The organism is Adlercreutzia sp. DFI.6.23 (assembly GCF_024462535.1).
Taxonomy (GTDB): Bacteria; Actinomycetota; Coriobacteriia; order Coriobacteriales; family Eggerthellaceae; genus Adlercreutzia; species Adlercreutzia rubneri.
In genome coordinates, this window is the sequence record NZ_JANGBP010000002.1 from 80,297 (window position 1) to 104,839 (window position 24,543).

The window sequence follows — 24,543 nt, forward strand, 5'->3', positions numbered from 1 at the left end:
CCGTAAAAGTTTCCTGCAGAAACGTCGCAGGACGGGCGGGGTCGTGCCGGGTCGGCTATCATAGGCGAGGCAAATTTTGACGAACCTGACCGCACAGCTGGAGGACGAGCGAGTGATTATGCCCCAGGCGAGCACCTATGTGAGAATTCCCGACGACGCGGCTTTTCGCGGCGAGACCGGGCCACTTCCCGCCGGGGTGCGCCGCGTGACCCCCGACGCCTTGGGCGCCATCCGACTCATGGACGGGCCGATTGCGCGCAACGCCGAGGGAAAAGTCCAGGTGGCGGCCTTCGATTTCGACGGCACGTGCATCCAGGGCAACTCGCCGGTCATGCTCGTCCGCTACCTGGTGCGCCGGCGCATGCTGTCACCCTCGGTGGTGGCCCGCATTCTCAGCTGGGCCTTCGCCTACAAGACGCGCCTGCCCCAGAACGAGGCCTGGGTGCGGGGGCTAGTGTTCCGCGCGTTCGCGGGGCGGCCGGTCGCGGAGGTGAACGGGTTTCTGCGCGACTTCTACGACCAGGTCATCGACCGGCGTTTCCGCGCCGATGCCGAGGCCGAGATGGCGGCCCACGAGGCGGCGGGGCATGCCGTGGTGTGCGTGTCGGCCACCTTCGAGCCCATCATCGCCGCGGCCATGGAGCGCCGCCCCATCCAGTACGCCATCGCCACGCGCATGAGGGTCGACTTCCAGGGCAACTATACCGACGAGGTGGAGGGCGAGCCCATCGAGGGCCCCGAGAAGGTGGTGGTGCTCCGTCGCCTGTGCGACGAGCTGTTCGGCGCGGACGGCTGGGAGCTCGCCTGGGCCTACGGCGACCATCATTCCGATAGGGCCATGCTGGCCGCTGCGAAGAGCGCCTACGCGGTCACGCCGGATCGGCCCCTTACGCGCACGGCCAACGCCCAGGGCTACGATATCTTGGAATGGTAGGGCGCGCGAGGATAGTTGCGAAGCGGCGATGGCGGCGATCGCGCGGCGGCAGCGGCGATGGTGCGCGGTAGCGGGGCGCAATGGTGGCGCGGCGGCCGATAAATTTTCTCCCGCGAAATACGAAAATACTCTTGGCAATCGTACTTATGTACGATAAAATGGCGGCAGAACACGATCGGGGCCCTGAAAGCCCCCAGCATTTGAGAGGTAACGGCCATGTTAGAGAATATCAACACGTCCCCTAATTCCCGCGACGATGGCGCGGGCACTCCGGAAAACTACCTGTCTCGCGCAGTGGCCGCCTGCGAGGCCGGCGACGCGCGCCTCGGGCTCCATCTGTACCTGGCCGCCTTCGAGCAGGCCGCCGAGCAAAGCGACGCCCCCTCCGAGGACGCTATCATGGGTCTCAAGCAGGCATGGCGCGTGGCCTGCTCCACCAAGGAGCGCGCTCTGGCCGAGTACATTTTCGAGCGGCTCGAGCCCTACCTGTCCGATGACGAGGTGCAGGCCTGCGTGGAGCAGCTGCAGGTGCTCGCCATGGAGCGCCTCGAGGGCATCGGTCTTTCCGGCGATGATCTCATGGAAATGACGGAGGCCCTTTCCGGCGACTTCATGGAAATGGTGGGGCCGATGATGGCCGCCGCCGTTCACGGCGAGGACGCGGCCATGGCCCAGGCCGAGGCGCTGGCAGCGCCGTCGGGGGCCGCTCCGGCGGGGGAGGAGGCCTCCCAGCCCGTCGATATCTTCTCCTACGACAGCATCTCCGGCTACGGCGCCGCCGTGGCGCGCATGCGCTCTTTGGGCGTGGGCCTGGCCGGCACTCCCGAGTTCGACGATTTCGTCGCCATGCTGAACTCCCGCCACGGGCTGGACGCCATGCCAGTCGTCGACAGCCTTCTGTTCTGCTCGCCGGCCCGGGAGGATGCGAGCCGCTTCATGCTGGCCACGGTGGGAGAGCTGGGACTACCGGCCATCCGCATGCGCATGGAGGAGACCTTCCAAGGCGTGCCCATGCTCTGCGTCAGCGCCCAGGCCACCGATGCCGAGAAGCTCGCCAGCCTGCGCCACGGCTTTGCGGGCCCGGGCATCCTGGTGCTGGAGGATCTCGATCTGTGGGGAGCGCCGGTCATCGATGCCGCCGACGACATGGCGGGCTTCTTCATGGCCGCCATGTCCCGGGGCGCACGGGAGGCGGTGAACCTCATCCGCCAGGCGGTGGAGAACCCCGACGTCTACGTGCTGGCCTCCGCCTCGTCGCTCGAGGCCATCGATCCGTTCTTCGCGGAGCTTCTGTTCCCCCTCACCTGCGTCGATATCGACTATCCCACCGCTGAGGAGCGCGCCGACATTTGGATGGATATCGCCCGCGACCACCCCTCCATCCGATCGGTGAGCCGCGACGAGCTGGTGCGCCTTTCGGCGAACCTGCCGCGCTACGACATCTACATGGCGGCCCGCGAGGCCATCGAGGAAGCCTACAAGCAGGGCCTTGTGGAACGCCGCTACATTCCGGTGTCCCGCGAGAACCTTTTCGACAAGCTCGCCGCCTACCAGCCGCTCGATTCCGCCGAGTACGCCGAGCTCGAGCGCCTCGTCGTCTCCGACTTCTCCGCCTCCTTGGGCGATTTGAACGACTTGGTGGGATAGCCGAGGGTGCGCAAGTGAACGAGAAGGAGCGAAGTCTCAGACCTCGCTCCTTTTGTCTGCGGCAAAGTGCAGCCAGGGGCGGGCGAATGGCTGCGCATTAGGGCGACGCGACGCTTTCCAGAAGGGCGGCTGTCGCGCGAATTGGTCGCGTTTTCGCTGACGCATCGTAACGTCGATCGTTTTCTTCTGGGTTGTTTGCATGGAATGCGAAAGGGAGGTGTCATTATTGATGAGCAAGGGCGATGGGCGAAACAGCTGTTGGATCGAGAAGGGCGTCTCTCTCGATGACTTCGTGGCCGCGATGCTCGCCCGCGGCGACGAGCTGTACCGCGACCTGCCCTGGCGCCACGTGGACGACCCCTACGCGGTGCTCGTCTCGGAGATCATGCTGCAGCAGACCCAGGTGGCGCGCGTCGGCCGCTTCTGGGAGCGGTTCTTGTCGGCGTTTCCCACGGTGGATGCCCTGGCGGCCGCCGCTGTGCCCGATGTGCTCGAGCTGTGGCAGGGCCTCGGTTACAACCGTCGCGCCCTGGCGCTCAAGCGCACGGCCGACAGGTGCGCCGCCGAGGGGGCCGGTCGGCTTCCGGAGACCTACGAAGGGTTGCTGGCGCTGCCCGGCATCGGTCCGGCCACAGCGGCGGGGGTGGTGGCCTTCGCCTATCAGCGGCCGGCCGTCTATCTGGAGACCAACGTGCGCTCGGTGTTCTTGCACGAGCTCTTTCCCGAAGAGGAGGCCGTAAGCGACAAGGTGCTTCTGCCCCTGGTCGAGGCCGCCGCTTTCCACCCGGCTGCCGCAGCCGACCCGCGCCGCTGGTACTACGGCCTGCTCGACTACGGCGCGCATCTGAAGGCCACGGTGCCGAACCCCTCCCGGCGCAGCGCCGGCCACAGCCGCCAGTCGGCCTTCGAAGGCTCCCGCCGCCAGAAGCGGGCCTGGATCACCCGCCGCGTGCTCGCCGCTCCCGAGGGCGTTTCCCGCGCGGCCGTGCTCGCCGACCTGAACGCGGCCGAGCTTGCTAGCGGTCGTCCCGAGGTGGATCCGCCGCTCTTCGATTCCATCGTCGCCGACCTCCTTACCGAGGGCTTCTTCCGCGAGGAAAACGATACGTTGACCCCCTGAGGGAAGAAAGGGTTTGCTGTGGGTTTCATCGAGTTGTTCCTGACGGGTGTCGGGCTTTCCATGGACGCCTTCGCCGTGGCCATCTGCAAAGGTCTCGGCATGCGGAAGATACGTTGGCGCGATGCGCTGGTGATCGCCCTGTTCTTTGGCGGCTTTCAGGCGCTCATGCCGCTTATCGGTTGGGCGGCAGGCTCGCTGTTCGCCAGCACCATCACCGCCGTCGACCACTGGATTGCTTTCGGGCTTCTCGCCTTCATCGGCGGCAAGATGCTCTGGGACGCCTTCCACGAGGAGGACTCCCCGTGCGTGTGCGGGCGCGATTGCGCGACGTGCCCGCGCCGCGGAGGCGCCGATTGCGACGATCCCGAGGCGGCGCGGCAGGCGCCGATCGCCCCGCCCCTCGATTATCGCGAGCTTGTCATGCTCGCCATTGCCACGAGCATCGACGCTTTGGCCGTGGGCATCACCTTCGCCTTCCTCGGTGTGAGCATCTGGGTCGCCATCGCGATCATCGGTGTCACCACTTTCGTGCTGTCGCTTGTCGGCGTCGTGGTCGGCAACCAGTTCGGCTCGCGTTTCGAGAAGCCCACCACCATCGCCGGCGGCATCGTCCTCATCCTCATCGGTCTGAAAATCCTCATCGAGCACCTCACCGGCTAACGCGTCCCTGCGTGTCGCGGCCCTAGCCGACCGGTGCGCTCTCGCAGCTGTCCGATCCCCGCAGTCGCCCAATTGCCCTCACCAGCCGACGCGTCCGATCCTGCACTTTTTAAAATCCGCAGGTGAATGCCGCTTCGACTCCGAAATGGTCGACTTGCTGAGGGGAAATCCCTCGAAAATGCCACTTTAACCTAGAAATGGCCAGAAAGATTGGAGGGGGATGAGCCATTTCGGGGTCGAAGTGGCATCTACCTGCCATGTTTCCGATACGTACCCGCTTGCATTCGTTCTCGGCGATTGACGCGATGCATACTTGTCGAATTCCGAAACTTACCTCCAGAACTCCGCAATCGAATCGGGTGCAAGAAGCAACCTGCGAAGCTGCATTCGGCTATCTCGGCAATGCGCCGTCTCCGGACGGCTTCGCACGCCAAGTTCACGGCGGACGTTATCTGCGAATTGGGAAAACAGTGCGGCGGAAGAAACGATGGAACGATTGGCGATCATGACGCGATAGCCGATGGACTCGAGATCGTTACGCCTCCGGGCGTCATGCTCTGTCTTTTTCGGCGTGCTGTGGTGCTTGAAGCTGTCGTATTCGACGATGAGCTGCTTGTCGGGCCAGAATAAATCCGGGTAGAAATTGTGCTGGGCGACAAGGTGCGCTTCGCGGGACTTGGGCGCGATCGGTTGGTTGGCAACGGGCTTGGGGAGGCCGTAGCCTCCAAGCTTGCGGGGCAGGCAGAGAAACAGGTAGAGAATGGTCTCATAGGGGGAGCCTAGGTGGTCGATGGCGAGATCGATGGCCCTGAGCGCCTTCGATGCTCCACGAATTTGTTGATGAGCGTGAAGGAACGCACGCATCTCTCGCAACGATGTGAGCGGTACTGCCGAGGTGACAACGTCTTCGGGTTTGGAGGCGAAGCGGTAGTTGCCGCTCAGGGCGCATGCGAGCTCAGTGAGTTGCGCGAGAGGCAGCTCGCCGGCGAACTGCGCCAGGCACATTGCCGGTGAAACTGTGGCAAGCTTAGGGGCAATTCCCCATACCGTGCCTTTGTTGCCGAGTTGGCGATCGATGTGGGAAACGCAGCGCAAGACGCGGCAGCGCTCGGATGGAGACCCGACGGCAATGTGAAGCGGTTCGGTGAAGAAGCTTCCTCGATTCAGCCAGAAATCAACGTCCTTCGCCGCAACGCCGACGGCGCCCTTCTTGGACTTGAGCGTCCGGTCGTAGCATGTGGGCGCAGCATTGGTTTCGGCCATATGTGACCATAGTTCAAGGGAGCTTTTATGTGCTAGCGTGCATTCCATGAGCCCACGATACCAGGTCTCAATTCCGTGTCAATACGATTTGAAATAATGTGCAAAACTCTTTGTAAATCGGGAATTTAACGAGACATCAATGCGGTTTCAACGCGAATTTGGCGAGAATGAGAGTAGACGAGATGACGAAAGAGTGGAAAGTCGTTTCGAGATGGTGGATAACGTACCCTGAAGGATGCTTTGCCGGAAAAGCATCCCGGAAACGCTTTGTTGATGCTGTCGTGTTCGCCCAAGGCTCAGCAACCGAAGAGCACGTGAAAGAGATCGGAACGGGGCTGTTTCAAAGCCGTTCGGGCGCCGACGCGCTATGATGATCGCAGACAACACGCGACGTCGCGTTCTGGCATGCAGCATCGCGAGCGACGTGCGACGCGGCTCGCGATTAGTGGCGCAGTGATTGGCGCGCGACATCGCAAATGACGCACAACAGATTGGTTTAACATGAGCTACGAGAACTCCATCGCTTTTTTGGGTCCTGCCGGAACGTACTGCAACGAAGCGGCTTTGCGTTTCGCCGCCCGTCTCGGCATCGACGACCCCGATCTGGTGGAGTGCGCTTCTTTCGACGAGGTTTTCGATTGCGTCGACGATGGGACGGTGCGCTTCGGCGTCGTCGGCAAGGAGAATTCGCTGGAAGGTCCCGTCACGGCGACGCTCGACAACTTCGCCTTCCGCACCGACTCGGTTATCCTGGCCGAGGAGGTGATCGATGTGCGCCATTGTCTGGCGATGCATCCCGAGGCCGCTCGATCCGACATTCGCAGGATCGCCTCCCATCCGCAGGGCATCGCGCAGTGCCGCCGCTTTCTGGCGGAGCATTTTAAGGGCGTTTCAACGCTTTCCGTGGCCTCAACGGCCGAAAGCGCGCGGATGGCGGCCGGCGATCCTGCCACGGCGGGTATCTGCAACCCCCTTGCCGCTCGGTTGCACGGCGCGCGCGTGGTCGCGGAGTCGATACAGGACAACCCCGAGAACCAGACCGCTTTCGCATTGGTGGGTCGCCTGGTCGATGCCGAGCTTTTGCGGGGTTCGCGCTACAAGACGTCGCTGGCGCTCTTTTTGCGCGCGGACAAGCCCGGTGCCCTACAGATGATTCTTTCCGAATTCGCCTACGCGGGCATCAACCTGACGATGCTGCAGTCGCGTCCGACAAAAAAGCAGCTGGGAGATTACATGTTCTTCGTTGAGCTTGACGGGTCAATGCATGATATCGACGTTCAGACTGCCCTCGATTGCCTGCGGCTGAAGTTGCGTGAGGTTAAGGTGTTCGGTAGCTATCCGGTGGAGTAGCGGCCGTTCCCTGCTCTCTGTTTCGAGCAAGTGGTCGGTAGATGCCACTTCGACCCCGAAATGGACGGGAGCCACCTTCCTTTTTGGCCATTTCTAGGTCGAAGTGGCATTTTCGCGTGCTTTTTCTTTGGCCCGTCGACCATTTCTGGGTCGAAGTGGCATCTACGCGGCAAATACCGAAGACGAGAGAGCGGGCGACCCGCGATTCTTTCGTGCGGCAAAGCGGAGTTGCGGCTGAGGGCGCTATCGCAAGCGGCATGTGTTGGTCGCGCAGTCGTCTGCCGCCGCTGGCGAATTCGGGCATGCAAGGGGATTGCGGCCGACAGCTCGCCAGGGCCGCGCGAGCAGGGCCTTCCCGCCGACGGCGCAAATCGGGCGCGAACGGCGCGGCGCCGAAAATGCCTTGTTACCAGCAGGGGAGCGCGTAACATTTTCTCGCCGCTGGTAGATGATTTGACCGTTTGTGACCCATTGTGCAGCTTTTGTGGCGATCGAACGGATAATCTAACCCCTGCATGTAAGAGAGACGAGACACCTATAAGGAGGTGTACGCATGGAAAATCAGGCAACGATGTCAGACTTTGACAGCATCCTTGCCTCGCGTGGCGTTACCCGTCGCAGCTTCATGAAGCTGTGCGCCGGCATCGCCGCCGCAGCCGGGCTCTCCCAGCTCGCGGTTCCGCGCGTGGCGCAAGCTCTGGAAGAGTCTGTTATCGGCGCGACGTCCGGCAACCTGTATCCGGTCATCTGGATCGAGGGTGCTTCCTGCACCGGTTGCACGGAGTCCTTCGCCCAGGTGGAGACTCCCGATGTCGCATCGGTCGTGCTCGACATGATCTCCCTGAACTACTCGGAGACCCTGTCGGCCGCCGCTGGCCACTCCATGGAGGAGGCCAAGGCCCAGACCATCGCGGCAGGCAACTACATTCTCATCTACGAGGGCGCCGTGCTCGAGGCCTTCGACGGCAACGCTCTGCGCGTGGCCGGCGAGACCGGCATCACGGCCCTTGTGGAGGCTGCCGAGTCGGCCAACGCCGTTGTGGCGGTCGGCTCCTGCGCCGTGAACGGCGGCTGGATGGCCGCTGCCCCCAACCCGGCCCAGGCCCTTGGCGTCCAGCAGTACCTGAAGAAGGTCGGCGTCGCCACGCCGGTCGTCAACGTTCCGGGCTGCCCCGTGAACCCCGAGTGGGTCATGTCCGTGCTCGTGGACGTCGTGGTCATGAAGGACATGGACCTGCTGGTGAACCGTCTGAACGAGTTCAACATGCCGGGCGATCTGTTCAACCAGACCATCCATGACAACTGCGAGCGTCGCGGCCACTTCGAGAATGGCGAGTTCGTCTACGAATTCGGCTCGAAGGAAGAGGAGATGGGCTACTGCCTGTATCCCGTCGGCTGCAAGGGCCCGCAGACCCGTGCCCTGTGCGGCGTCACGCTGTGGAACAACCGCCGCAGCTGGTGCGTGCAGTCCGGCGCCCCCTGCATCGGCTGCTGCGAGGCCAACCCGAACAACCCGGGCGACAACTGGGCCGAGGTGAACACCCCGTTCTACAAGCGCATGCGCGACCTGCGCATCGGTCCTCTGAGCCTGCAGCCCACCACCATCGCCGTGACCATCACCGGCATCGTGGCGGCGGCGCTCGTGGTGCACGGCTTTGGCATGAAGCTCTCCGGCCGCATGGACGGCGGCGCTCCGTTCGAGAAGATCCGCAAGTGGGATGCCAAGCATCCCGACCAGGAGATCGGCACCTACGCCGACCCGGTCGCCGGCGGCCCGGTTCTCGACGACGAGCTGCTGCAGAAGAACGCCGAACCCCGTAACAACGATTAAGAAGGAGGTGAGCTGACTTGACACGTTCTGTTATTGATCCCATTACCCGTATCGAGGGCCATCTCCGCGTCGAGATGGAGGTCGAGAACGGCGTGGTCGCCGACGCCTGGGTGTCCGGCGGCTGCTTCCGCGGCATGGAGCTCGTCGTGCAGAACCGCACCCCCGAGGATGCGGCCCAAATCGTCGAGCGTATCTGCGGCGTGTGCCCCGTTTCGCACGCGCATGCCTCCTCGATCGCCGGTGACAAGGCCTACGGCATCACCATTTCGAACAACGCCCGTATCGTGCGTAACCTGCTGGAGGGCGCTCAGTTCCTGCACAGCCATATCCTGTGGCTGTACAACCTGGCGGCTCTCGATTACGTGAACCCGCTGAATGCGCTTCAGGCCAACGTCGACGACGCCTACGCCGTGGCCCTGGAGAACGGCCTGGCGCTGCACTCCGACCTGAACCAGCTCTACGAGAAGCTGGCGGCCTTTGCCGACAACGGCCAGCTGTCCATCTTCTCGGGCAACTGGTTCGACGCCGACGGCGGCGAGGCCTACGTCGACAACCCGGAGGCGAACCTGATCCTTACCTCCCATTACCTGGAGGCTTTGAAGATGCAGGCCCGCTCCTCCGAGATGGCGGCGCTGCTCGGCGGCAAGATGCCCCACGTCATGACCTCCATCCCCGGCGGCAACATGTGGGTGCCCACCGAGAGCAAGCTCGACGATCTGCTCGCCATGGCCACCGAGGTCCGCGACTGGGTCAACGACACCGTCCTCGCCGACACCGTGATGCTCGCCAAGCTCTATCCCGAGGTGCTCACCTTCGGCAAGGGCTGCGGCCGCTACATCGCCTGGGGCGTCTTCGAAGGCCCCGACTGGCCCTACGGCGACAACTACACCGAGCAGATGCTCAACCGCTACCTGCCCATGGCCGTCCTCGACGAGCAGTTCCAGGCGTCGGACGTGCAGGAGAACCTCATCACCGAGTACATGGGCCGCTCCTGGTACAAGGGCAGCGAGACCTACACCTCGCCGTACTTCGTCACCGATCCGGACTTCACCGAGTACAACGTCGACGACCGCTACAGCTGGGTGAAGGCCCCCGCCTACGACGGCAAGCCCATGGAGGCCGGCTCCATGGCCCGCATCTTCGCGGCCTACGTGCGCGGCGTGCCCTTCATCAAGGAGCAGGTCGACGCCGTTCTCGGCATCCTCGGCGCCAAGCCGGGCGACCTGGCCGCCTTCCAGTCCACCTTGGGACGCACCGCCATCCGCCAGATCGAGACCATCTACATCGCCAACCTCATGGTGGAATGGGTCAACGAGCTCGCCGAGGCCATCAAGGGCGGCGACTCCGAGTACTTCCGCGAGCCTGCCCGCCTCACCGGCGAGGGCACGGGCTTCTGGGAGGCCCCCCGCGGCGCGCTCTACCACTCCGAGAAGGTGGTCGACGGCAAGATCGAGGGCTACCAGATCATCATCCCGTCCACGTGGAACCTGGCTCCCATCAACGGCGACGGCGAGCACGGCCCGCTCGAGCAGGCGCTCATCGGCGTTCCGGTGGCCGACATCGAGAAGCCCATCAACGCCCTGCGCACGGTTCACTCCTTCGACCCCTGCACCGCTTGCGCCGTGCACGTCACGGAGCGCGGTACCGGCAAGCACTTCGAGACCGTCACCAGCCCTTGGGGGGTGAAGTAAGATGGCCCATCTCGCTCACTACAAAGAGGCCCATCCTCTTATCTTCGTGGTGACCCACTGGATCAACCTGATCGCCATGATCATGCTCATCCTGTCGGGCATCATCATCCACTTCCCGGTGCTGCCGTTCCTCACGGGCATCGCCCGCGGCTGCCATCTCTTCTTCGGTTTCGTGCTGTTCATCAACTGCGTGGCCCGCGTCATCATGGCCTTCTTCGTGAAGACCGCGCCGACCGGCGGCACGCGCCAGCAGGTGACCGACTTCAAGACCTGGCTGCCCCAGAAGGACAACCGTCATCAGGCCCTGGAGTGGATCAAGTACTACCTGTTCCTGAAGAAGGATCATCCCCTGGGCGCCAAGCTTGGCGTGCCGCAGAAGATCAGCTACTTGCTGATCCCGATCCTCATCGTGCTGATGTTCTGGACGGGACTCTGCCTGTGGGGCGTGACCATGAACGTGCCCGTGTTCGCCGCGACGACGAACCTCGTGGGCGGTCTCATGTCCATGCGCATCATCCACTACTTCGGCATGTACGTGTTCATCATCTTCATGTTCATCCATATCTACCTGGCCAATGTCGAGGGCTTCGCCCCCACCAAGCTCATGTTCATCCACAAGGAGCATGGCGGCCTGGTGTACGACCCCGATCTGCACAACATCGTCGGGGAGGACGCCGACCTCCACTAAGGGTCGCGCACGTCGAAGTCGAAAGGGGCGGTCTCGCAAGGGGCCGCCCCTTTTTGTTGCGCGTCTCCCGTTGACGGGCCACGGGGTAATGCTCAGTCGCTCAGACAGTCCTCGCTTTGGAGAACAGGACATTGAGTCCTGTTCTCGTCGCTGCGGAACTCGCTTGGTGAGCACCACCCCGTGTCCCTTCGCGAGTTATACGCAATTGAGTGCACGTTAAGAGGAGACGCAGCCAAGATAGTTGCTTGACTGATCGCTTCAGTCCGTCAACAAGGGGAAGCAAATTTGCCGGGGTTGCGCTATGATTATCGGCAACTCTGTTCGCTTACCGACTGCAGGCGGAAAGGATCCGTTTCGTGCGGAATGTTCTGAAGATACTTAAGCGCGATCTTCTGCGTCTTTTGAAAACGCCGCAGGCGCTCGTGGTCGTGTTCGCCCTCATGGTGATTCCCTCGCTGTACACCTGGTACAACGTCATCGGGTTCTGGAACCCCTACGACAACACCGGCAACCTCACGGTCTGCGTGGTGAACCAGGATGCGGGCGGTTCCTCCGAGCTCACCGGCGAGCTGAACGTGGGGGAGCGCATCGTGGACCAGCTGCATGAGAACGACCAGTTGCACTGGGAATTCACCGACTACGACGCGGCCATGAACGAGCTGAAGAGCGGACGCGCCTACGCGGCCTATGTCATCCCCGAGCATTTCACCGCCGATCTGCTCACGCTGACCACCGGCGATTTCACGCAGCCCAAGATCGAGTACTACGTGAACGAGAAGTCGGGGCCGGTCGCCCCCAAGATCACCGACACGGGCGCCACCACGCTGGACGAGACCATCAACTCCACTTTCGTCGCCACGGTAAGCGACGTGGTGGTCAAGACCATCGACGAGAAGGTGAACGAGGGTCGCGAGAACACCAAGGAGATGCAGTCGAAGGCCGCGCAGAAGATATCGGAGGCCGTCGCCGCCACCGGCGAGGTGCGCCGCGTGCTCGCCGATTTGGGGGATGCGTCGAAGGCGGCCAAGGACAAGGCGGCCTCGGCCAAAGAGACGCTCTCCAAAGCGAGTGCCGGCATCGATGCGGCCGATGAGTCCTTAGGCCAGATGGGGGAGACCGCGACGGCCATGCAGAAGACCTTGAGCGACTTCTCCGCCTTCGCGCTGCCGGCCGTCACCGCCGGTCTCGACGACATTACCCAGGCGTCGAACGACGCCACTTCGGCCGCCGCGCGCCTCACCGCCGCCTTCGGCGAGGCCCAGGGCGGCATCCAGGCGGCCCTGGCCCAGGGGAGCGCCGCCGTGCAGGAGAGCGGCCAGCTGGCGTCCTCCGTGCGCGCGGCGGCGGGCTCCCTTCCCGCCGGCAGCAGCGAGCGCGCCGCCCTGGAGGCTCTGGCCGACTCCCTGGACGAGCGGACCCGGGCAGCCTCGACGGCCCTGGACGCGCTGACGGCTGCCAACGATCGCGCGCAGTCCTCGGCGGCCGCGCTCTCGGATGCGGCATCGGCCCTCGATGGCGCGGTGCGCCAGGCGACCAGTGGCGCGTCGGCCTATTCCACGACGTTGTTCGGCACCACGCTGCCCGCCGTGAACGATGCGCTGGACGCGCTGGCCGAAACTTCGTCGGCCCTTTCCGGGGCTCTTGAGACCCAGCGGCTCCTCGTGGCCCAGACCGGGCTCGTCATCGACCAGCTGGACGCCACCATGGACACGGCCGCCTCAACGGTGGCCGAGACCGACCGGCTCTTCGCCGGCCTGGAAAGCGAGCTGGGCATCGTCTACAACGACGTGCTCGCCTTCGGCACCTCCGACGCGCTTTCCCGGCTCGTGGGCGAGGGCGGTCTTGACGCCGACAAGATCGCGGCGTTCATGGCGTCGCCCACCGAGGTGGTCACCGAGCAGCTCTATCCGCTGAACGCCTACGGCAGCGCCATGGCACCTTTGTTCATGAACCTCACGTTCTGGATCGGCGCCTTCATGCTGCTCGTCATCATGCGCCAGGAGGCGGACGGCGAGGGCATCCCCGGCCTGACGTTGGCCCAGCGCTACTGGGGTCGGTATTTGTTCCTTGCGGCCATCGCCGTGATGCAGGCGGTCATCTGCTGTGTCGGGGTGCTCGCGCTCGGCGTGCAAACCGTCTCGGCGCCGGCGCTCATCTTCGCCGCGGCGCTGGCGTCGCTTGCCTACCTCTCCATCATCTACGCCTTCTCCGTCACGCTGCAGCATATCGGCAAGGGCATCTGCGTCGTTCTCGTGTTCGCCCAGATCCCCGGCGCCACGGGCCTGTATCCGATCGAGATGACCTCGCCGTTCTTCCAATCCATCTACCCGCTGTTCCCCTTCACCTACGGCATCGGGGCCATGCGCGAGGCCATCTGCGGCTTCTACGGCGGCCAGTACGTCTCCGACCTGCTCGTGCTCGCGCTGTTCCTCGTGCTGTTCATGGCGCTCGGGCTCCTCATCCGCCCGCTCATGGCGAACGTGAACCGCATGGTGGCCCGCCAGGTGCGCGACGGCGGCCTGTTCAACGGCGAGGACGTCGACATCCCCGTGCGCCCCTACCGCATCTCCCAGATCATGCGGGCGCTCTCCGACAAGGACACCTACGCCACGGCCCTGCAGCAGCGCTATGCGACGTTCAACCGCTGGTACCCGCGGCTCATGAAGGGCGCGCTCGTTTTGGGCGTGGCGGTGCCGGTGGTCCTTGCGGTCATCTTCGCCCTGACGCCGACCGAGAAGGTGTGGCTGCTCACGGGCTGGCTCATTTGGATCATCGTCATTTTCGTGGCGCTCGTGGTCATCGAGAGCCTGCGCTTCAGCTTCGAGCGGCAGCTGAAGCTAGAGAGCCTCTCCGACGCGAGCCTGATCGACCTGTACGGCGCCACGGCGGACGTGGAGCGGGCCGCCTGCATGGATGCGCGCGATGCGGGCTTCGGCGGTCGGGAGCACGAGAGTGACCGCGATGGCGCGCGCGATGGTGCGGAAGGGGAGGAGGCTCGTCATGAATAACGTCTGGCGCCTGTTCCGCTTCGATTTGGGCCGCTTGAAGGCCAACGTCATGTCCATCATCATCACGCTGGGCCTCGTTCTCGTGCCCTCGCTGTTCGCCTGGTACAACATCATCGCCTGCTGGAACGTCTTCGACAACACGGGCAACCTCACGGTGGCCGTGGCCAACACCGACGAGGGCTACCAGAGCGACCTCATCCCGCTGCGCATCAACATCGGCGACCAGGTGGTCTCCGCCCTGCGGGCCAACGACCAGATCGACTGGCACATCACCGACGAGGAGGACGCCATCGACGGCGCGAAGTCGGGGCGCTACTACGCCGCCGTGGTGATCCCGAAGAGCTTCAGCCGCGACATGCTCACCTTCTACACGGGCGACGCGGGCCACGCCGATATCGTCTACTACGCCAACGAGAAGAAGAGCGCCATCGCGCCGAAGATCACCGATCAGGGAGCCGACACGGTGTCCTACCAGGTGAATGCCGTGTTCGCTCAGACGCTCTCCGAGGTGTCGCTCTCGCTGGCCGAATCGATTTCCAGCTTCGCCGACGAGGACGACTGGGACGGCCGCATCGCGGTGGTGGCCGATCATGTGCGCGAGATGGCCGATGCCTTCGACGACGCGTCCGGGGTGCTTTCGCTCTACGGCTCGCTGGCTCGCTCCTGCGAGGATCTCTCGCGCCATTCGGCCGACCTGGCCACCCAGGCCTCCACGGCTCTGGACGAGACGCTGTCCGCCGCGACGGGGCGGGCCGACGCGGTGCCGGCCACGGTGGACGCTCTGAAGAGCTCGGCGGATACGCTCAAGAGCTCGCTGGCCGACAGCGCCGCCGCCTTCGGGGCGGTATCCGATTCCGTCGACGCGCTGTTCGATGCGGCCTCCAGCGACAGCCAGGGCATTGCCAAGGATCTGCGCGCCCAGGCCGATGCGCTTGCGTCCCATGCGACGGTGTACCGCCAGGTGGCCGACAGCTTGGAAGGCGCCGCTCCGTCGCTGCCCGAGAGCCTCCGGCCCCAAGTGACCGCCCTGGCCGGCCGTGCGAGAGCGGTGGCGTCCCAGGCGGATTCCATGGCCGCGAGCCTGCGGACAGCCGCCGATAAGCTGGAGGCGGGCGACACCGATCTTTCCGCCGAGCGCGATGCCGCCAAGGCCAAGGCGGCCGAGGCCGCCGCCTCCATCAATTCCATCAAGGACGATTACGAGGCGAATGTGGCGCCGGGGCTCGCCTCGCTGGCAGAGCAGGCCGCCTCCATGGCCGATGCGCTCTCCGGCGTTTCCGACGACCTGAAGGGCGTCGGCGGCGAGCTGTCCGCCTCGGCCACCTCGGCGGCCGATGTCATGGCCGGCACCGCCGACAAGATCGCCGAGACCACCGAGAAGCTCAAGGGCGTCTCCTCGGGGCTGCGGGAGATGGCCTCCGATATCGACGGCGCCATCGCCTCGGGCGACCGCGACGCCCTGCGCGCCGTGCTCGGCTCCGATGTTTCGGCCCTTTCGAAGGCGCTGGCGAGCCCGGTGGGCGTCGAGCGCATCGCGGTGTTCCCGGTGGAGAACTTCGGCAGCGCCATGGCGCCGCTCTACACGACGCTGGCCCTCTTCATCGGGTCGCTGCTCATTCTCGTGGTGTTCAAGCCGAAGGCGGGCCTCCGCATCCAGAAGGAGGCGGGGCTTGTGAATCCGAAGCCGCGGCAGCTGTTCTTCGGTCGCTTCGCCGTCATGGCCGTGGTCTCGCTGGCCCAGTCGACGGTCATGGCGCTGGGCAACCTGTTCTTCCTCGATGTGCAGGTGACCTCGCCATGGCTGTTCATGGTGTGTTTCTGGGGCGCGGGACTTGTGTTCACCTTCATCATCTACGCGCTGGTGGTGTCCTTCGCCAACCTCGGCAAGGCCATCGCCGTGCTTCTGCTCATCGTGCAGGTGACCGGCTGCGGCGGCTCGTTCCCGCTGCAGATCATGCCCGATTTCGTGCAGGCTCTCTCGCCGTGGCTTCCCGCCACCCACGTGGTGAACGCCATGCGAAGCGCCATGATGGGCACCTACGGCAACGACTTCTGGGTGCAGATGGGCACGCTCGCCCTGTTCCTCATCCCGGCGGCGCTTTTGGGCCTGGTGCTTCGCAAGCCCCTGGAGAAGTTCATGGAATGGTACGTGGAAAAGGTGGAGAGCTCGAAGCTCATCAGCTAGCGCGCGCTGCGCGACCGTATCCGACCCCCATCCCCCATGCTTCCCTTTTTGGCAGTGAATGCCACTTTGACCCCGAAATGGCAAGCCAAATGCCAGTTGAAGGGCGAAATGGTCGAAAAAACTCTGGTATGTTGCCGAAAAATCGACCATTTCGGGGTTGAAGTGGCATTTATCCCCGAAAATTGGAAAACGAGAATTGAGATGGTCTTGTTGAATGAAACTGGGACCTGGATGGGACGTCCTGCCAATGATAGGGCGGGGTTGGAAATAACGGCGAGCACACGAAGGGGCCACCCGACGTGCCGCCGATCAAAGAGAGGAAAGATAGGCGACATGGGCGAGCCATTGACCGATGAACAGATTGTCGAAGAGGAGAAGTTTCTCGCGGGTTTGCCGCGGGTGAACCTGGGGGCACTGTTTTTGGCACCCGTGTGGGGGCCCGCCCATGGGATGTGGGCGGCGTTCCTCTTCTTCGTCGCGTGGCTGTTCGCGGACAACGTGATTTACGCGGCTACGGTGGAGCCGACAGCGATGAACGTGGTGCTGGCCATTCTCATGGCCGCGGGGCTGGTGGGCGCAACCGTGGTGTTCGCCATCGTGGCGCAGCCTTTCGCGGCGCATCGGGCCGAGAACATGGGGGTGAGTCGCGAGACCTACCTGCGGCGGCAGCGCATCTGGGCCGTTGTTGGCGCGATCATCGCCGTGGCCATCGTGGCGTTTGCCACCTGGTACAACTTGGATCTGCGCCCGACGCTGGATACCTGGGCCTAAGGAGAAGGCATGGAAGCGAGCGAGCGCACGGCGGCGGTGTTCTTCGTCGGGAACCGACTCATGCTGGACGATGGCGTGGGGCCGGCGGCCTACGACGAGATACTTGCCGGCTATGACATCCCCGAGAACGTGACGCTGGTGGACGTCGGCTGCATGTCGCTGGACATGCTGCCCTACGTGGAACGCTACGATGTCATCCTCACGGTGGACGCCGTGGACGGCACGGGCGACGCGCCGGGCACCGTGTACCGGTTCGAGCCGGATGCCATGGCGCGCCATTCCGGCCCCGAGGCGTCGCTGCACGATTTGAAGCTCGTCGACCTGTTCGACGCCGCATCGCTCATGGGCTACGAGGCCGAGGGCTTCTGCCTGGGTATGCAGGTGGGCAACCCCTCCCCGGAGCAGTTTGTCGTGGGCCTCACCCCCGAATGCTCCGCCGCGCTGCCTTTGCTGGTTGAAACCGTCGTGGCCGAGCTGCACCGCCGCGGGTTCCCTCTGCGAAAGAAATAAGAAGAAGCGACCGAAGTCGCTTTCTGCGAAGGAGCTCTCGCCGGAAGATCCCGTAGGGGCTGGCCTTGGCCAGCCCTTCCAACCGGAATGAAGCCTCCTGCTGCGAAGGGGCGACCGAGGTCGCCCCCTACGGGTTCGATACTGAGTGGTTCCCGCCCTCTGCGCGTCGCTTTTACTGACGCATATCCACGTAGCCCAGGGCCAGGTCGGATTCGTCGAAGCTGGCATAGGTGCCATCTCCGGACAGGTTCAGCAGCAGCTTGTCCAGCTCATCGGCGGGCACGATCCAGGCGAGCTGCACCGTGGCTGCCTCGCCGGGCGTGGCGCCCACGGCGTGCAGGGCGCTCATCTCTTCAGCGCTGGCATCAAGCTTGAACTCTGCAGTCTCGGTCTCCTCGCTGGCGCCCCTCGCCCGGGCGATCTCCTCGGACCAGGCGCGGAGGGTCCCGTCGCTGCCGGGGGTGACCTCGGTGCCCGTGGGAGTAAGGCGCGCGGCCTCGGCGATGCGGGTCAGCTCGTCGGAGGTGAGCGAGTCGGTCCACAGCCACAGGACGCGCTGCTCGTCGGGGAAGACGAGGTACATGTCTAGGGTATGATCACCCTGGACGATGCCCGGCTTCTCGAAGACGACGCCCTCGGCACCGTTCACAGACACCGGGGTCGCTCCGGTCGTGAACGACACGGGCAGAGGCTCGCTGGAATCCAGGTAAAACAGGAAGGCGGAGAACCCCTTCTCGTGGTCGGCCCAGTCGTATTTGGCGAGGTGGTCGTCGCGGTCGAAGGCGGCCGCCCCCTCGGGCAGGTTCGCGAACTCCAGGCGGTAGTCGGCCACGGGACCCGTCGCCGGTGCGGCGACCTCGCCGGCATCCACGGCCATCAAAGTCTGGTAGTCGCCGGACTGCTGCAGGCTGATGAGCCCCAGGACGTCGGCGGCGTAGGCGGTGCCGCCCACGCCCAGGCACACGGCGCAGGCCACGGCGGCCGCCCGGGCCCAGCGCGGCACGAGCACCGGCGCCAGGCGATGGCGGCTCGTAGAGGGCGCGGCACTGCGGGCGGCGGCCTCCTGGGCGATGGCGGCGAAGGCTTCATCCATGGCCGCCTCGGCCTCAGGGGTCGGGCGTGCATTGTCCATGATGGCGCGGATGCGGCGCTCCAGGTTGTCGTTGTTCATGGCGGCTCCTCTCATCGTGCCACGAATTCGGAAGGCGTGTGTAGCGCCCGCGCAGCAGGTAGGCGGCCGCGAAGCTGCTTCGCTTTCGCACGGTGGCATCGAAGGGTCGTAGGTGAAAAGGGATTGCGGTTCGGAGGAGGCGTCCTCGTCGGCTTCCGGGGTGATGGATCGCGAGAAGGGCCCTCCGCGCTCAGGCGGGGTTGGCGGCCTGCATGAGGGGCGCGTCGGTCTCGGCGAGAGCCCTCGGACGGTAGCCCCGCTCGGATATTCGCCGCGGGCCGTCCGGCTCTTCATCCGCTGCGACGCCGCGAGGGTCGCAGCCCAAGGCGCGCGCGATGCGCTTGCGGCCGCGGGAGAGCCGCTGGCGCACGTTCTCGGCGGTCGTGTCCAAAAGCTCGGCGATCTCGGCGGTGCTGTAGCCCTCCCCGTAGTACAGGGTGATGGCCAGCGCGCAGCCCTCGCCGGCAGCGGCGACAAGGGCGCGGAAGGAGGCGTCGGCGTCGCTTGCGGCTGCAGCTCGGGTGGTCTCGTCGCTGCTCCCCGCCTGGCGCACGAGACGCGCCAGCGTAGCACGGTGCAAGGTTTCAGGGGTCATGGGTGCTCGCTTTCTCTGCTCAGGAAAACAAGATATCCTGTTCGCCCTTTAGATGCGAGCGCCCCCGCCCAATGTGACAGACCTTACGGAAACTTAAGAGCCCTCATCCCCATTGGATCGACTGCGTCCCGTAGGGGCTGACCAAGGTCGGCCCTCTCGACCGGAACGACGTTCCCAGTTGGGAGGGGCGACCAAGGCCGCCCCCCTACGGGGGTGAGACGGCGACTATCCGCTATGGAAGCGGGAAGGGTCCTATCCCCAAAGCCCGCGGGTGGGGCACAGATCGCCGACGATGCAGTCGGCGCAGCGCGGGCTGCGGGCGCGGCAAAACTCGCGGCCGAAGTGCACCCACTGGTGGTTGATGAACAGCCACTGCTCGCGCGGGTACACTTTCAAGAGGATGTCCTCAACCTTCTGCGGCGTGTCCGCCGAGGGGCCGGCCAGTTTCAGCCGGTGCGCGATGCGGAAGACGTGGGTGTCCACGGCGATGCCCTGCGGATCCTTGAAGGCCTCGCACATGACGCAGTTGGCGGTCTTGCGGCCCACGCCGGGCAGCTTTTGCAGCAGATCCACGTCGGCGGGCACCTCGCCGCCGAAATCCGCCGTCACCATTTGGGCGAGCGCCACGAGGTTCTTCGCCTTGCTCCGGAAGAACCCCAGCGAGTGGATGATCTCCGCCACTTCGTCGGGCGAGGCGGCCGCCATGGCCGCCGGGGTGGGGAAGGCCGCGAACAGGCGTGGTGTTACCTTGTTCACGGCGGCGTCGGTGCACTGGGCCGACAGCACCACGGCCACGGTGAGCTCGAAGGGCGTGCGATAGTCGAGCGACGCCTTCCCAGGGCCGTAATGCTCGAACATGCGCTCCTCGATGGCCGCCGCCCGCTCCCGCTTGCTCGCCAGGGATTCCCGTGCCATGCTGCCTCCTTACCTTTTGCGCCGGCCTGCGTCGGCGCTGCGTTGTTTTTGCTATTGTCGCACAGCGCGGGCTCCTTCTCGGGGAATACTTAGGGGAATCGCGGCGGGACGGTTTACTTCTTTGCTACTATTGGGGCCCTCCTGCGTCGCTACACGCCCCAGTGCGCTACACTGTGCGAGGCGCTCATCCCGGGCGCCGACCGCCCGCTCGGGCGGCTTTTGCCGTTTGCCTTGCAGAAAAGAGACCGCTGTGCTCATCGATTCGCTCGCCTTCACCTTGGAGAAGTCTGGCTGCTTGGATACGTTCTGGGGAAAGCTCGACGCCGGCGAAGACGCCACCTTGGGCGTGGCCGCCTCGGCGCGGCCCTTCCTCGTGGCGGCCCGCTTCGCCGCCTCGCCCCAGCCCACGCTCGTCGTCGTGGCCGGCGAGGACGCCGCCGTCGCTTTCGCTCGCAACGTGGCCGCCTATGTGGGGGAGGAGCGCGTGCTGCGCTTCCCGGAGCGTGCCGATGTCCCCTTCGACCCGAAGCCGGCCGACCGTCGCGTCATCGCCCAGCGCATGGAGGCCGCTTGGGCGCTCAAGAGCGGCCGCGAAGTCGTGGTGGTGGCGAGCGCTCGGGCGCTTCTGCGTCTGTTGCCGCCGGTGGAAGCGAACGCCGCGCGGCCGATCGCGCTTACGGCTGGCGAGGAGCTTGAGGATATGGGCGTCGAGGGCGTCGAGGAGCTGGGAGACCTGCCCCGCGCCCTGGAAGCCGCCGGCTACGCCAACACCGGCGAGCTGGACGGCCCGGGCACCTTCGCCGTGCGCGGCGGCACCGTGGACGTGTTCCCCGGCAACCTGTCCTATCCGGTGCGCCTCGACTTCTTCGGCGACGAGCTGGACGAGATCCGCCGCATCGTGCCAGCCACGGGCCAGACCATCTCCTCGCTGCCCTCTGTGGAGATCTACCCCGTCTCGGAATTTCCCACCTCCGCCCGTGCGCTGGCCGACGCGCGCCGCGCCCTGGAGAAGCCGGCGCTCACCAACCCGGCTCTGCGCGACGTGCTGGAGAAGCTCGAAGGGGGGCTTCGCTTCGACGGCGCCGATGTGGTGCTGCCGTTTCTGTACAAGAAACCGGTGACGCTGGGCGCCTATGCGGGGCCGGGCACGTGCGCGGCCCTCATCGAGCCGCGCTCGCTCTTCGATGACGCGGCCCATGCCGCGGAGGACATCGCCGAGCGCGCCCGGGGTACCAACATCGCGCTCGCGGGCCTGTTCGCCGAGCCGGCGGCGTTGGACTTCGGGGGCGAGGTGCGGGCCACTTATGTCTCCATCATGCGGGTCGGCGGCGCGCTGGACGACGAGCTGCCGGTGAAGCGCGTCGATGTGGCCGGGATGCCCGACAAAATATTCGGCAAGCTGAAGAGCCTCGCCGCCGACCGCTACACCATCGTCTTCTCGGCTCCGAACTTGCGCGCCCGCGAGACCATGCGCCACGCCTTCGTCGATCACGGTATTCCCATCCAGATTGTGCAACCGGAAAATTTGGACGATGGCGAGTCGCAACCCGAAAGCACAGAGGCCGACACCCCGGCCCAGGCCAAACGCCGCCTGCGGCGGGGGGTCGTCAACATCGTGGACAACGACATCCCGCTCGGCATGATTATCCCGAAGGCGCATCTCGCGCTGGTGTCGGCCGCCGACACCCAGGGTTCGCGCGCCGCCAGCCGCCGCGTGCGCTCCCGCGTGGATGCCACCGAGGTCACCTTTCCGTTCAAGCCCGGCGACTACGTGGTGCACGCGGCCCACGGCATCGCTTTTTTCCGCGATCTGGTGCGCCGCGAGGTGGACGGCACCGAGCGCGACTACCTGCAGCTGGAATACGCCGAGGGCGACAAGCTGTTCGTCCCCGTGGAGCAGCTCGACCGCGTGACCCGTTACGTGGGGCCGGAAGGCGGCAGCCCCCGTCTTACCCGCCTGAACACGAGCGACTGGGCTCGGGCCATGAACCGCGCCCGCAAGGCCACCAAGAAGCTCGCCTTCGACCTCGTGGACGTGTACGCCCGCCGCGCCGCCACCCAGGGCTTCCGCTTCTCGCCGGACACCCCCTGGCAGCGCGAGATGGAGGAGGCCTTCCCCTACACCGAGACCCGCGACCAGCTCGCCGCCATCGCCGATGTGAAGCACGACATGGAATCGCCGCGACCGATGGACCGTCTCATCTGCGGAGACGTCGGCTTCGGCAAGACCGAGGTGGCCCTGCGCGCCGCCTTCAAGGCCACTCAGGACGGCAAGCAGGTGATGGTGCTCTGTCCGACCACCATTCTGGCCCAGCAGCACTACACCTCCTTCAAAGACCGCTTCGACCCCTTCGACGTCACCGTGGAAGTGCTCTCGCGCTTCCGCACGCCCGAGCAGCAGAAAGCAGCGCTGGAGGGCTTCGCCAAAGGCGACGTGCAGGTGCTCGTGGGCACGCACCGGCTGCTCTCGCGCGATGTGAACCCGCACGATCTGGGACTGGTCATCATCGACGAGGAGCAGCGCTTTGGCGTGCAGCACAAAGAGCAGCTGAAGAACTTGCGCGAGTCCATCGACGTGCTGACGTTGTCGGCCACCCCCATCCCGCGCACCATGCAGATGTCGCTGTCGGGGGTGCGCGATATGTCGCTCATCCTAACGCCGCCCGACGAGCGGCGCCCCGTAGAGGTGCACGTGGGGGAGTGGGATCCCGACGTCGTATCGGCCGCCATCCGCTACGAGTTGGCGCGGGGCGGCCAGGTGTACTACGTGTCCAACCGCGTGCGCTCCATCGACGAGGCCGTGGACCGCGTGCATGCCGCCGCCGGGGAGGCGCGGGTCGGCGTGGCCCACGGGCAGATGACCAAGGAGGAGCTGGAGCAGGTGATGGAGGAGTTCGCCGCCGGCGAGCTGGACGTGCTCGTGGCCACCACCATCATCGAGAGCGGCATCGACAACCCCCACACCAACACGCTCATCATCGAGGACGCCCAGCGTCTGGGCCTCGCCCAGATGTACCAGCTGAAGGGCCGCGTGGGCCGCTCGTCCACCCAGGCCTACGCCTACTTCATGTTCCCCGAGAACGTGCCTTTGACCGAGGAGGCCGCCGCGCGCCTCACCGCCATCAACGAGCACCAGGATCTGGGCAGCGGCATGCGCATCGCCATGCGCGATCTGGAGATCCGCGGCGCCGGTTCTATGCTGGGCGCCGAGCAGTCCGGCAATATGTCAGCCGTGGGCTTCGACCTGTTCGCCCAGATGCTCAACCAGGCCGTGAACGAGACCCGCGAGGGCGTGGGCGCCTCAGGCGAGCTGCCGCCGGCGCTTTCCGACATCACCGTGAACATCCCCGGTCACGCCTACCTGCCCGAGGAGTACATTCCCGACGCCGACGCCCGGGTGCTGTGGTACCGCAAGCTGGCTTCGGCCTCCACGGTGGAGGAGGTGGCCGCCCTCCGCGAGGATATGCTCGCGGAGGCCCCCGAGATGCCCGAGGCGGCGGCCAACCTCTTCGAGCGCGCATGGCTGAAGGCCTTCGCCAACGAGCACGGGGTCAAGCTCATCTCCGTGGCGGCGGGCAAGCTCATCGTGGAGCCCATCGACATCCCCGCTGCTGCCATGAAGCCCCTGCGCCGCGCGGCCGGCCGCTACCAGACGGACAAGCGCAAACTGACGCTGCCTTTGCGCTACTTCTCGGAGGAGGAACGCGACAACCTGCTTCCGGCTATCGTGCACTTCCTGGAGAAACTCTTCGGCGAGACCGACGCCGAAGAGGGGGCTCCTTTCGCGGAGATGGAGGGCGGCGCTTCCGGCTCTGCCTCCGATCCTGCCTCTTCTGTCCCCCGGGGTATCGCAACAGATCCCGCTGCGGGCGTTTCCAAAAATGCTCGGACAGGCTCTGCTAAGGCTGTTTCGCAAAATGCCCCGACCGATTCCCGCAGGGGCGGACCGAGGTCCGCCCTGGGCCAGGACCCGGCCAAGGGCTCAGCGTCAGCCGCTCCCGCTCCCACTCGCCCCACGGGGCGCAGCGAACGGCGCGCCAACAACCTCGCCAAGGGCGATGCCGCCCGCGAGCGTTTGGCCGCCAAGCGCGCCGCCCGTGCCGCCAAGCGCGAAGAGGGGCGATAGCCGCGCCGCCCGCGCCGCCAAGTGCCGAGGGCGGCAGTAGGGAGGTCGCTTTGCCCACAGCGGTCGAAGGTGCGTCCT

At 65.3% G+C, this 24,543-nt stretch carries 17 protein-coding genes; 13 read left to right on the forward strand and 4 right to left on the reverse strand.

Annotated elements, in window-relative coordinates; all coding sequences use genetic code 11:
- The first annotated feature begins 76 nt into the window (after positions 1–76).
- From NE591_RS02160 to NE591_RS02175, 4 genes are all read left to right on the forward strand, one after another.
- Entirely contained in the window at positions 77–934 is an 858-nt protein-coding gene (locus NE591_RS02160) for an HAD family phosphatase (protein WP_227069638.1), read from the forward strand.
- A 216-nt stretch (positions 935–1,150) separates the two neighbouring features.
- The gene (locus NE591_RS02165) at positions 1,151–2,581 is read left to right on the forward strand and encodes a ribonucleotide reductase subunit alpha (RefSeq protein WP_114540040.1); all 1,431 of its coding nucleotides are present in this window, start codon (positions 1,151–1,153) and stop codon (positions 2,579–2,581) included.
- Between the two features lie 229 nt (positions 2,582–2,810).
- Positions 2,811–3,701 (forward strand): adenine glycosylase, encoded by an 891-nt coding sequence (locus NE591_RS02170; RefSeq protein ID WP_114540041.1) that lies wholly within the window; start codon positions 2,811–2,813, stop codon positions 3,699–3,701.
- A gap of 18 nt (positions 3,702–3,719) precedes the next feature.
- Positions 3,720–4,361, forward strand: coding sequence for a manganese efflux pump MntP family protein (locus NE591_RS02175; RefSeq protein WP_114540042.1), 642 nt, complete (start codon positions 3,720–3,722; stop codon positions 4,359–4,361).
- 330 nt (positions 4,362–4,691) lie between these two features.
- Here NE591_RS02175 and NE591_RS02180 read toward each other — a convergent pair whose 3' ends face one another.
- The gene (locus tag NE591_RS02180) at positions 4,692–5,624 is read right to left on the reverse strand and encodes a DUF559 domain-containing protein (RefSeq protein ID WP_161128419.1); all 933 of its coding nucleotides are present in this window, start codon (positions 5,622–5,624) and stop codon (positions 4,692–4,694) included.
- Between the two features lie 501 nt (positions 5,625–6,125).
- On the opposite strand from NE591_RS02180, the gene pheA reads away from it, so the two are divergent.
- The 8 genes from pheA to NE591_RS02220 all read left to right on the forward strand — a co-directional run bounded on the left by pheA (position 6,126) and on the right by NE591_RS02220 (position 17,658).
- Complete coding sequence (gene pheA / locus NE591_RS02185; protein WP_114540044.1) at positions 6,126–6,974, forward strand: prephenate dehydratase; 849 nt, start codon at positions 6,126–6,128, stop codon at positions 6,972–6,974.
- Positions 6,975–7,527: 553 nt separating this feature from the next.
- Complete coding sequence (locus tag NE591_RS02190) at positions 7,528–8,805, forward strand: hydrogenase small subunit (RefSeq protein WP_114540045.1); 1,278 nt, start codon at positions 7,528–7,530, stop codon at positions 8,803–8,805.
- Positions 8,806–8,822: 17 nt separating this feature from the next.
- The gene (locus NE591_RS02195; protein ID WP_022740096.1) at positions 8,823–10,496 is read left to right on the forward strand and encodes a nickel-dependent hydrogenase large subunit; all 1,674 of its coding nucleotides are present in this window, start codon (positions 8,823–8,825) and stop codon (positions 10,494–10,496) included.
- 1 nt (position 10,497) lies between these two features.
- Positions 10,498–11,184, forward strand: a complete 687-nt coding sequence (locus NE591_RS02200; RefSeq protein ID WP_114540046.1) for a cytochrome b/b6 domain-containing protein — start codon at positions 10,498–10,500, stop codon at positions 11,182–11,184.
- A 356-nt stretch (positions 11,185–11,540) separates the two neighbouring features.
- Positions 11,541–14,192 (forward strand): YhgE/Pip domain-containing protein, encoded by a 2,652-nt coding sequence (locus tag NE591_RS02205; protein ID WP_256156268.1) that lies wholly within the window; start codon positions 11,541–11,543, stop codon positions 14,190–14,192.
- Positions 14,185–16,377 carry a YhgE/Pip domain-containing protein gene (locus NE591_RS02210; RefSeq protein ID WP_256156269.1) on the forward strand — a complete coding sequence of 731 codons (2,193 nt, stop codon included), beginning with the start codon at positions 14,185–14,187 and terminating at the stop codon, positions 16,375–16,377. The genes NE591_RS02205 and NE591_RS02210 overlap by 8 nt, the downstream gene beginning before the upstream one ends.
- Positions 16,378–16,710: 333 nt before the next feature.
- A complete protein-coding gene (locus tag NE591_RS02215; RefSeq protein WP_173112719.1) occupies positions 16,711–17,148 on the forward strand; it encodes a viscotoxin-A3 in 438 nt (145 codons plus the stop codon).
- Positions 17,149–17,157: 9 nt separating this feature from the next.
- Positions 17,158–17,658 carry a hydrogenase maturation protease gene (locus NE591_RS02220; RefSeq protein WP_173112722.1) on the forward strand — a complete coding sequence of 167 codons (501 nt, stop codon included), beginning with the start codon at positions 17,158–17,160 and terminating at the stop codon, positions 17,656–17,658.
- A gap of 172 nt (positions 17,659–17,830) precedes the next feature.
- On the opposite strand, the gene NE591_RS02225 is transcribed toward NE591_RS02220, so the two are convergent.
- The 3 genes from NE591_RS02225 to nth all read right to left on the reverse strand — a co-directional run bounded on the left by NE591_RS02225 (position 17,831) and on the right by nth (position 20,339).
- The gene (locus tag NE591_RS02225; RefSeq protein ID WP_173112725.1) at positions 17,831–18,829 is read right to left on the reverse strand and encodes a hypothetical protein; all 999 of its coding nucleotides are present in this window, start codon (positions 18,827–18,829) and stop codon (positions 17,831–17,833) included.
- A gap of 190 nt (positions 18,830–19,019) precedes the next feature.
- Complete coding sequence (locus NE591_RS02230; RefSeq protein WP_173112728.1) at positions 19,020–19,424, reverse strand: sigma-70 family RNA polymerase sigma factor; 405 nt, start codon at positions 19,422–19,424, stop codon at positions 19,020–19,022.
- Between the two features lie 252 nt (positions 19,425–19,676).
- A complete protein-coding gene (gene nth, locus NE591_RS02235) occupies positions 19,677–20,339 on the reverse strand; it encodes an endonuclease III (RefSeq protein WP_173112731.1) in 663 nt (220 codons plus the stop codon).
- 250 nt (positions 20,340–20,589) lie between these two features.
- Here nth and mfd point away from each other — a divergent pair, with 250 nt between their 5' ends.
- Positions 20,590–24,465, forward strand: coding sequence for a transcription-repair coupling factor (gene mfd, locus NE591_RS02240; protein WP_173112734.1), 3,876 nt, complete (start codon positions 20,590–20,592; stop codon positions 24,463–24,465).
- Positions 24,466–24,543: the final 78 nt, after the last annotated feature.

What these genes read in the sequence shown, in the direction of transcription:
- nth (WP_173112731.1), bottom strand. Translation starts at nt 20,339, where the DNA reads ATGGCACGGGAATCCCTGGCGAGCAAGCGGGAGCGGGCGGCGGCCATC.
- NE591_RS02190 (WP_114540045.1), top strand. Translation starts at nt 7,528, where the DNA reads ATGGAAAATCAGGCAACGATGTCAGACTTTGACAGCATCCTTGCCTCG.
- NE591_RS02165 (WP_114540040.1), top strand. Translation starts at nt 1,151, where the DNA reads ATGTTAGAGAATATCAACACGTCCCCTAATTCCCGCGACGATGGCGCG.
- NE591_RS02180 (WP_161128419.1), bottom strand. Translation starts at nt 5,624, where the DNA reads ATGGCCGAAACCAATGCTGCGCCCACATGCTACGACCGGACGCTCAAG.
- pheA (WP_114540044.1), top strand. Translation starts at nt 6,126, where the DNA reads ATGAGCTACGAGAACTCCATCGCTTTTTTGGGTCCTGCCGGAACGTAC.
- NE591_RS02210 (WP_256156269.1), top strand. Translation starts at nt 14,185, where the DNA reads ATGAATAACGTCTGGCGCCTGTTCCGCTTCGATTTGGGCCGCTTGAAG.
- NE591_RS02230 (WP_173112728.1), bottom strand. Translation starts at nt 19,424, where the DNA reads ATGACCCCTGAAACCTTGCACCGTGCTACGCTGGCGCGTCTCGTGCGC.
- NE591_RS02215 (WP_173112719.1), top strand. Translation starts at nt 16,711, where the DNA reads ATGGGCGAGCCATTGACCGATGAACAGATTGTCGAAGAGGAGAAGTTT.
- NE591_RS02220 (WP_173112722.1), top strand. Translation starts at nt 17,158, where the DNA reads ATGGAAGCGAGCGAGCGCACGGCGGCGGTGTTCTTCGTCGGGAACCGA.
- NE591_RS02225 (WP_173112725.1), bottom strand. Translation starts at nt 18,829, where the DNA reads ATGAACAACGACAACCTGGAGCGCCGCATCCGCGCCATCATGGACAAT.
- NE591_RS02200 (WP_114540046.1), top strand. Translation starts at nt 10,498, where the DNA reads ATGGCCCATCTCGCTCACTACAAAGAGGCCCATCCTCTTATCTTCGTG.
- NE591_RS02170 (WP_114540041.1), top strand. Translation starts at nt 2,811, where the DNA reads ATGAGCAAGGGCGATGGGCGAAACAGCTGTTGGATCGAGAAGGGCGTC.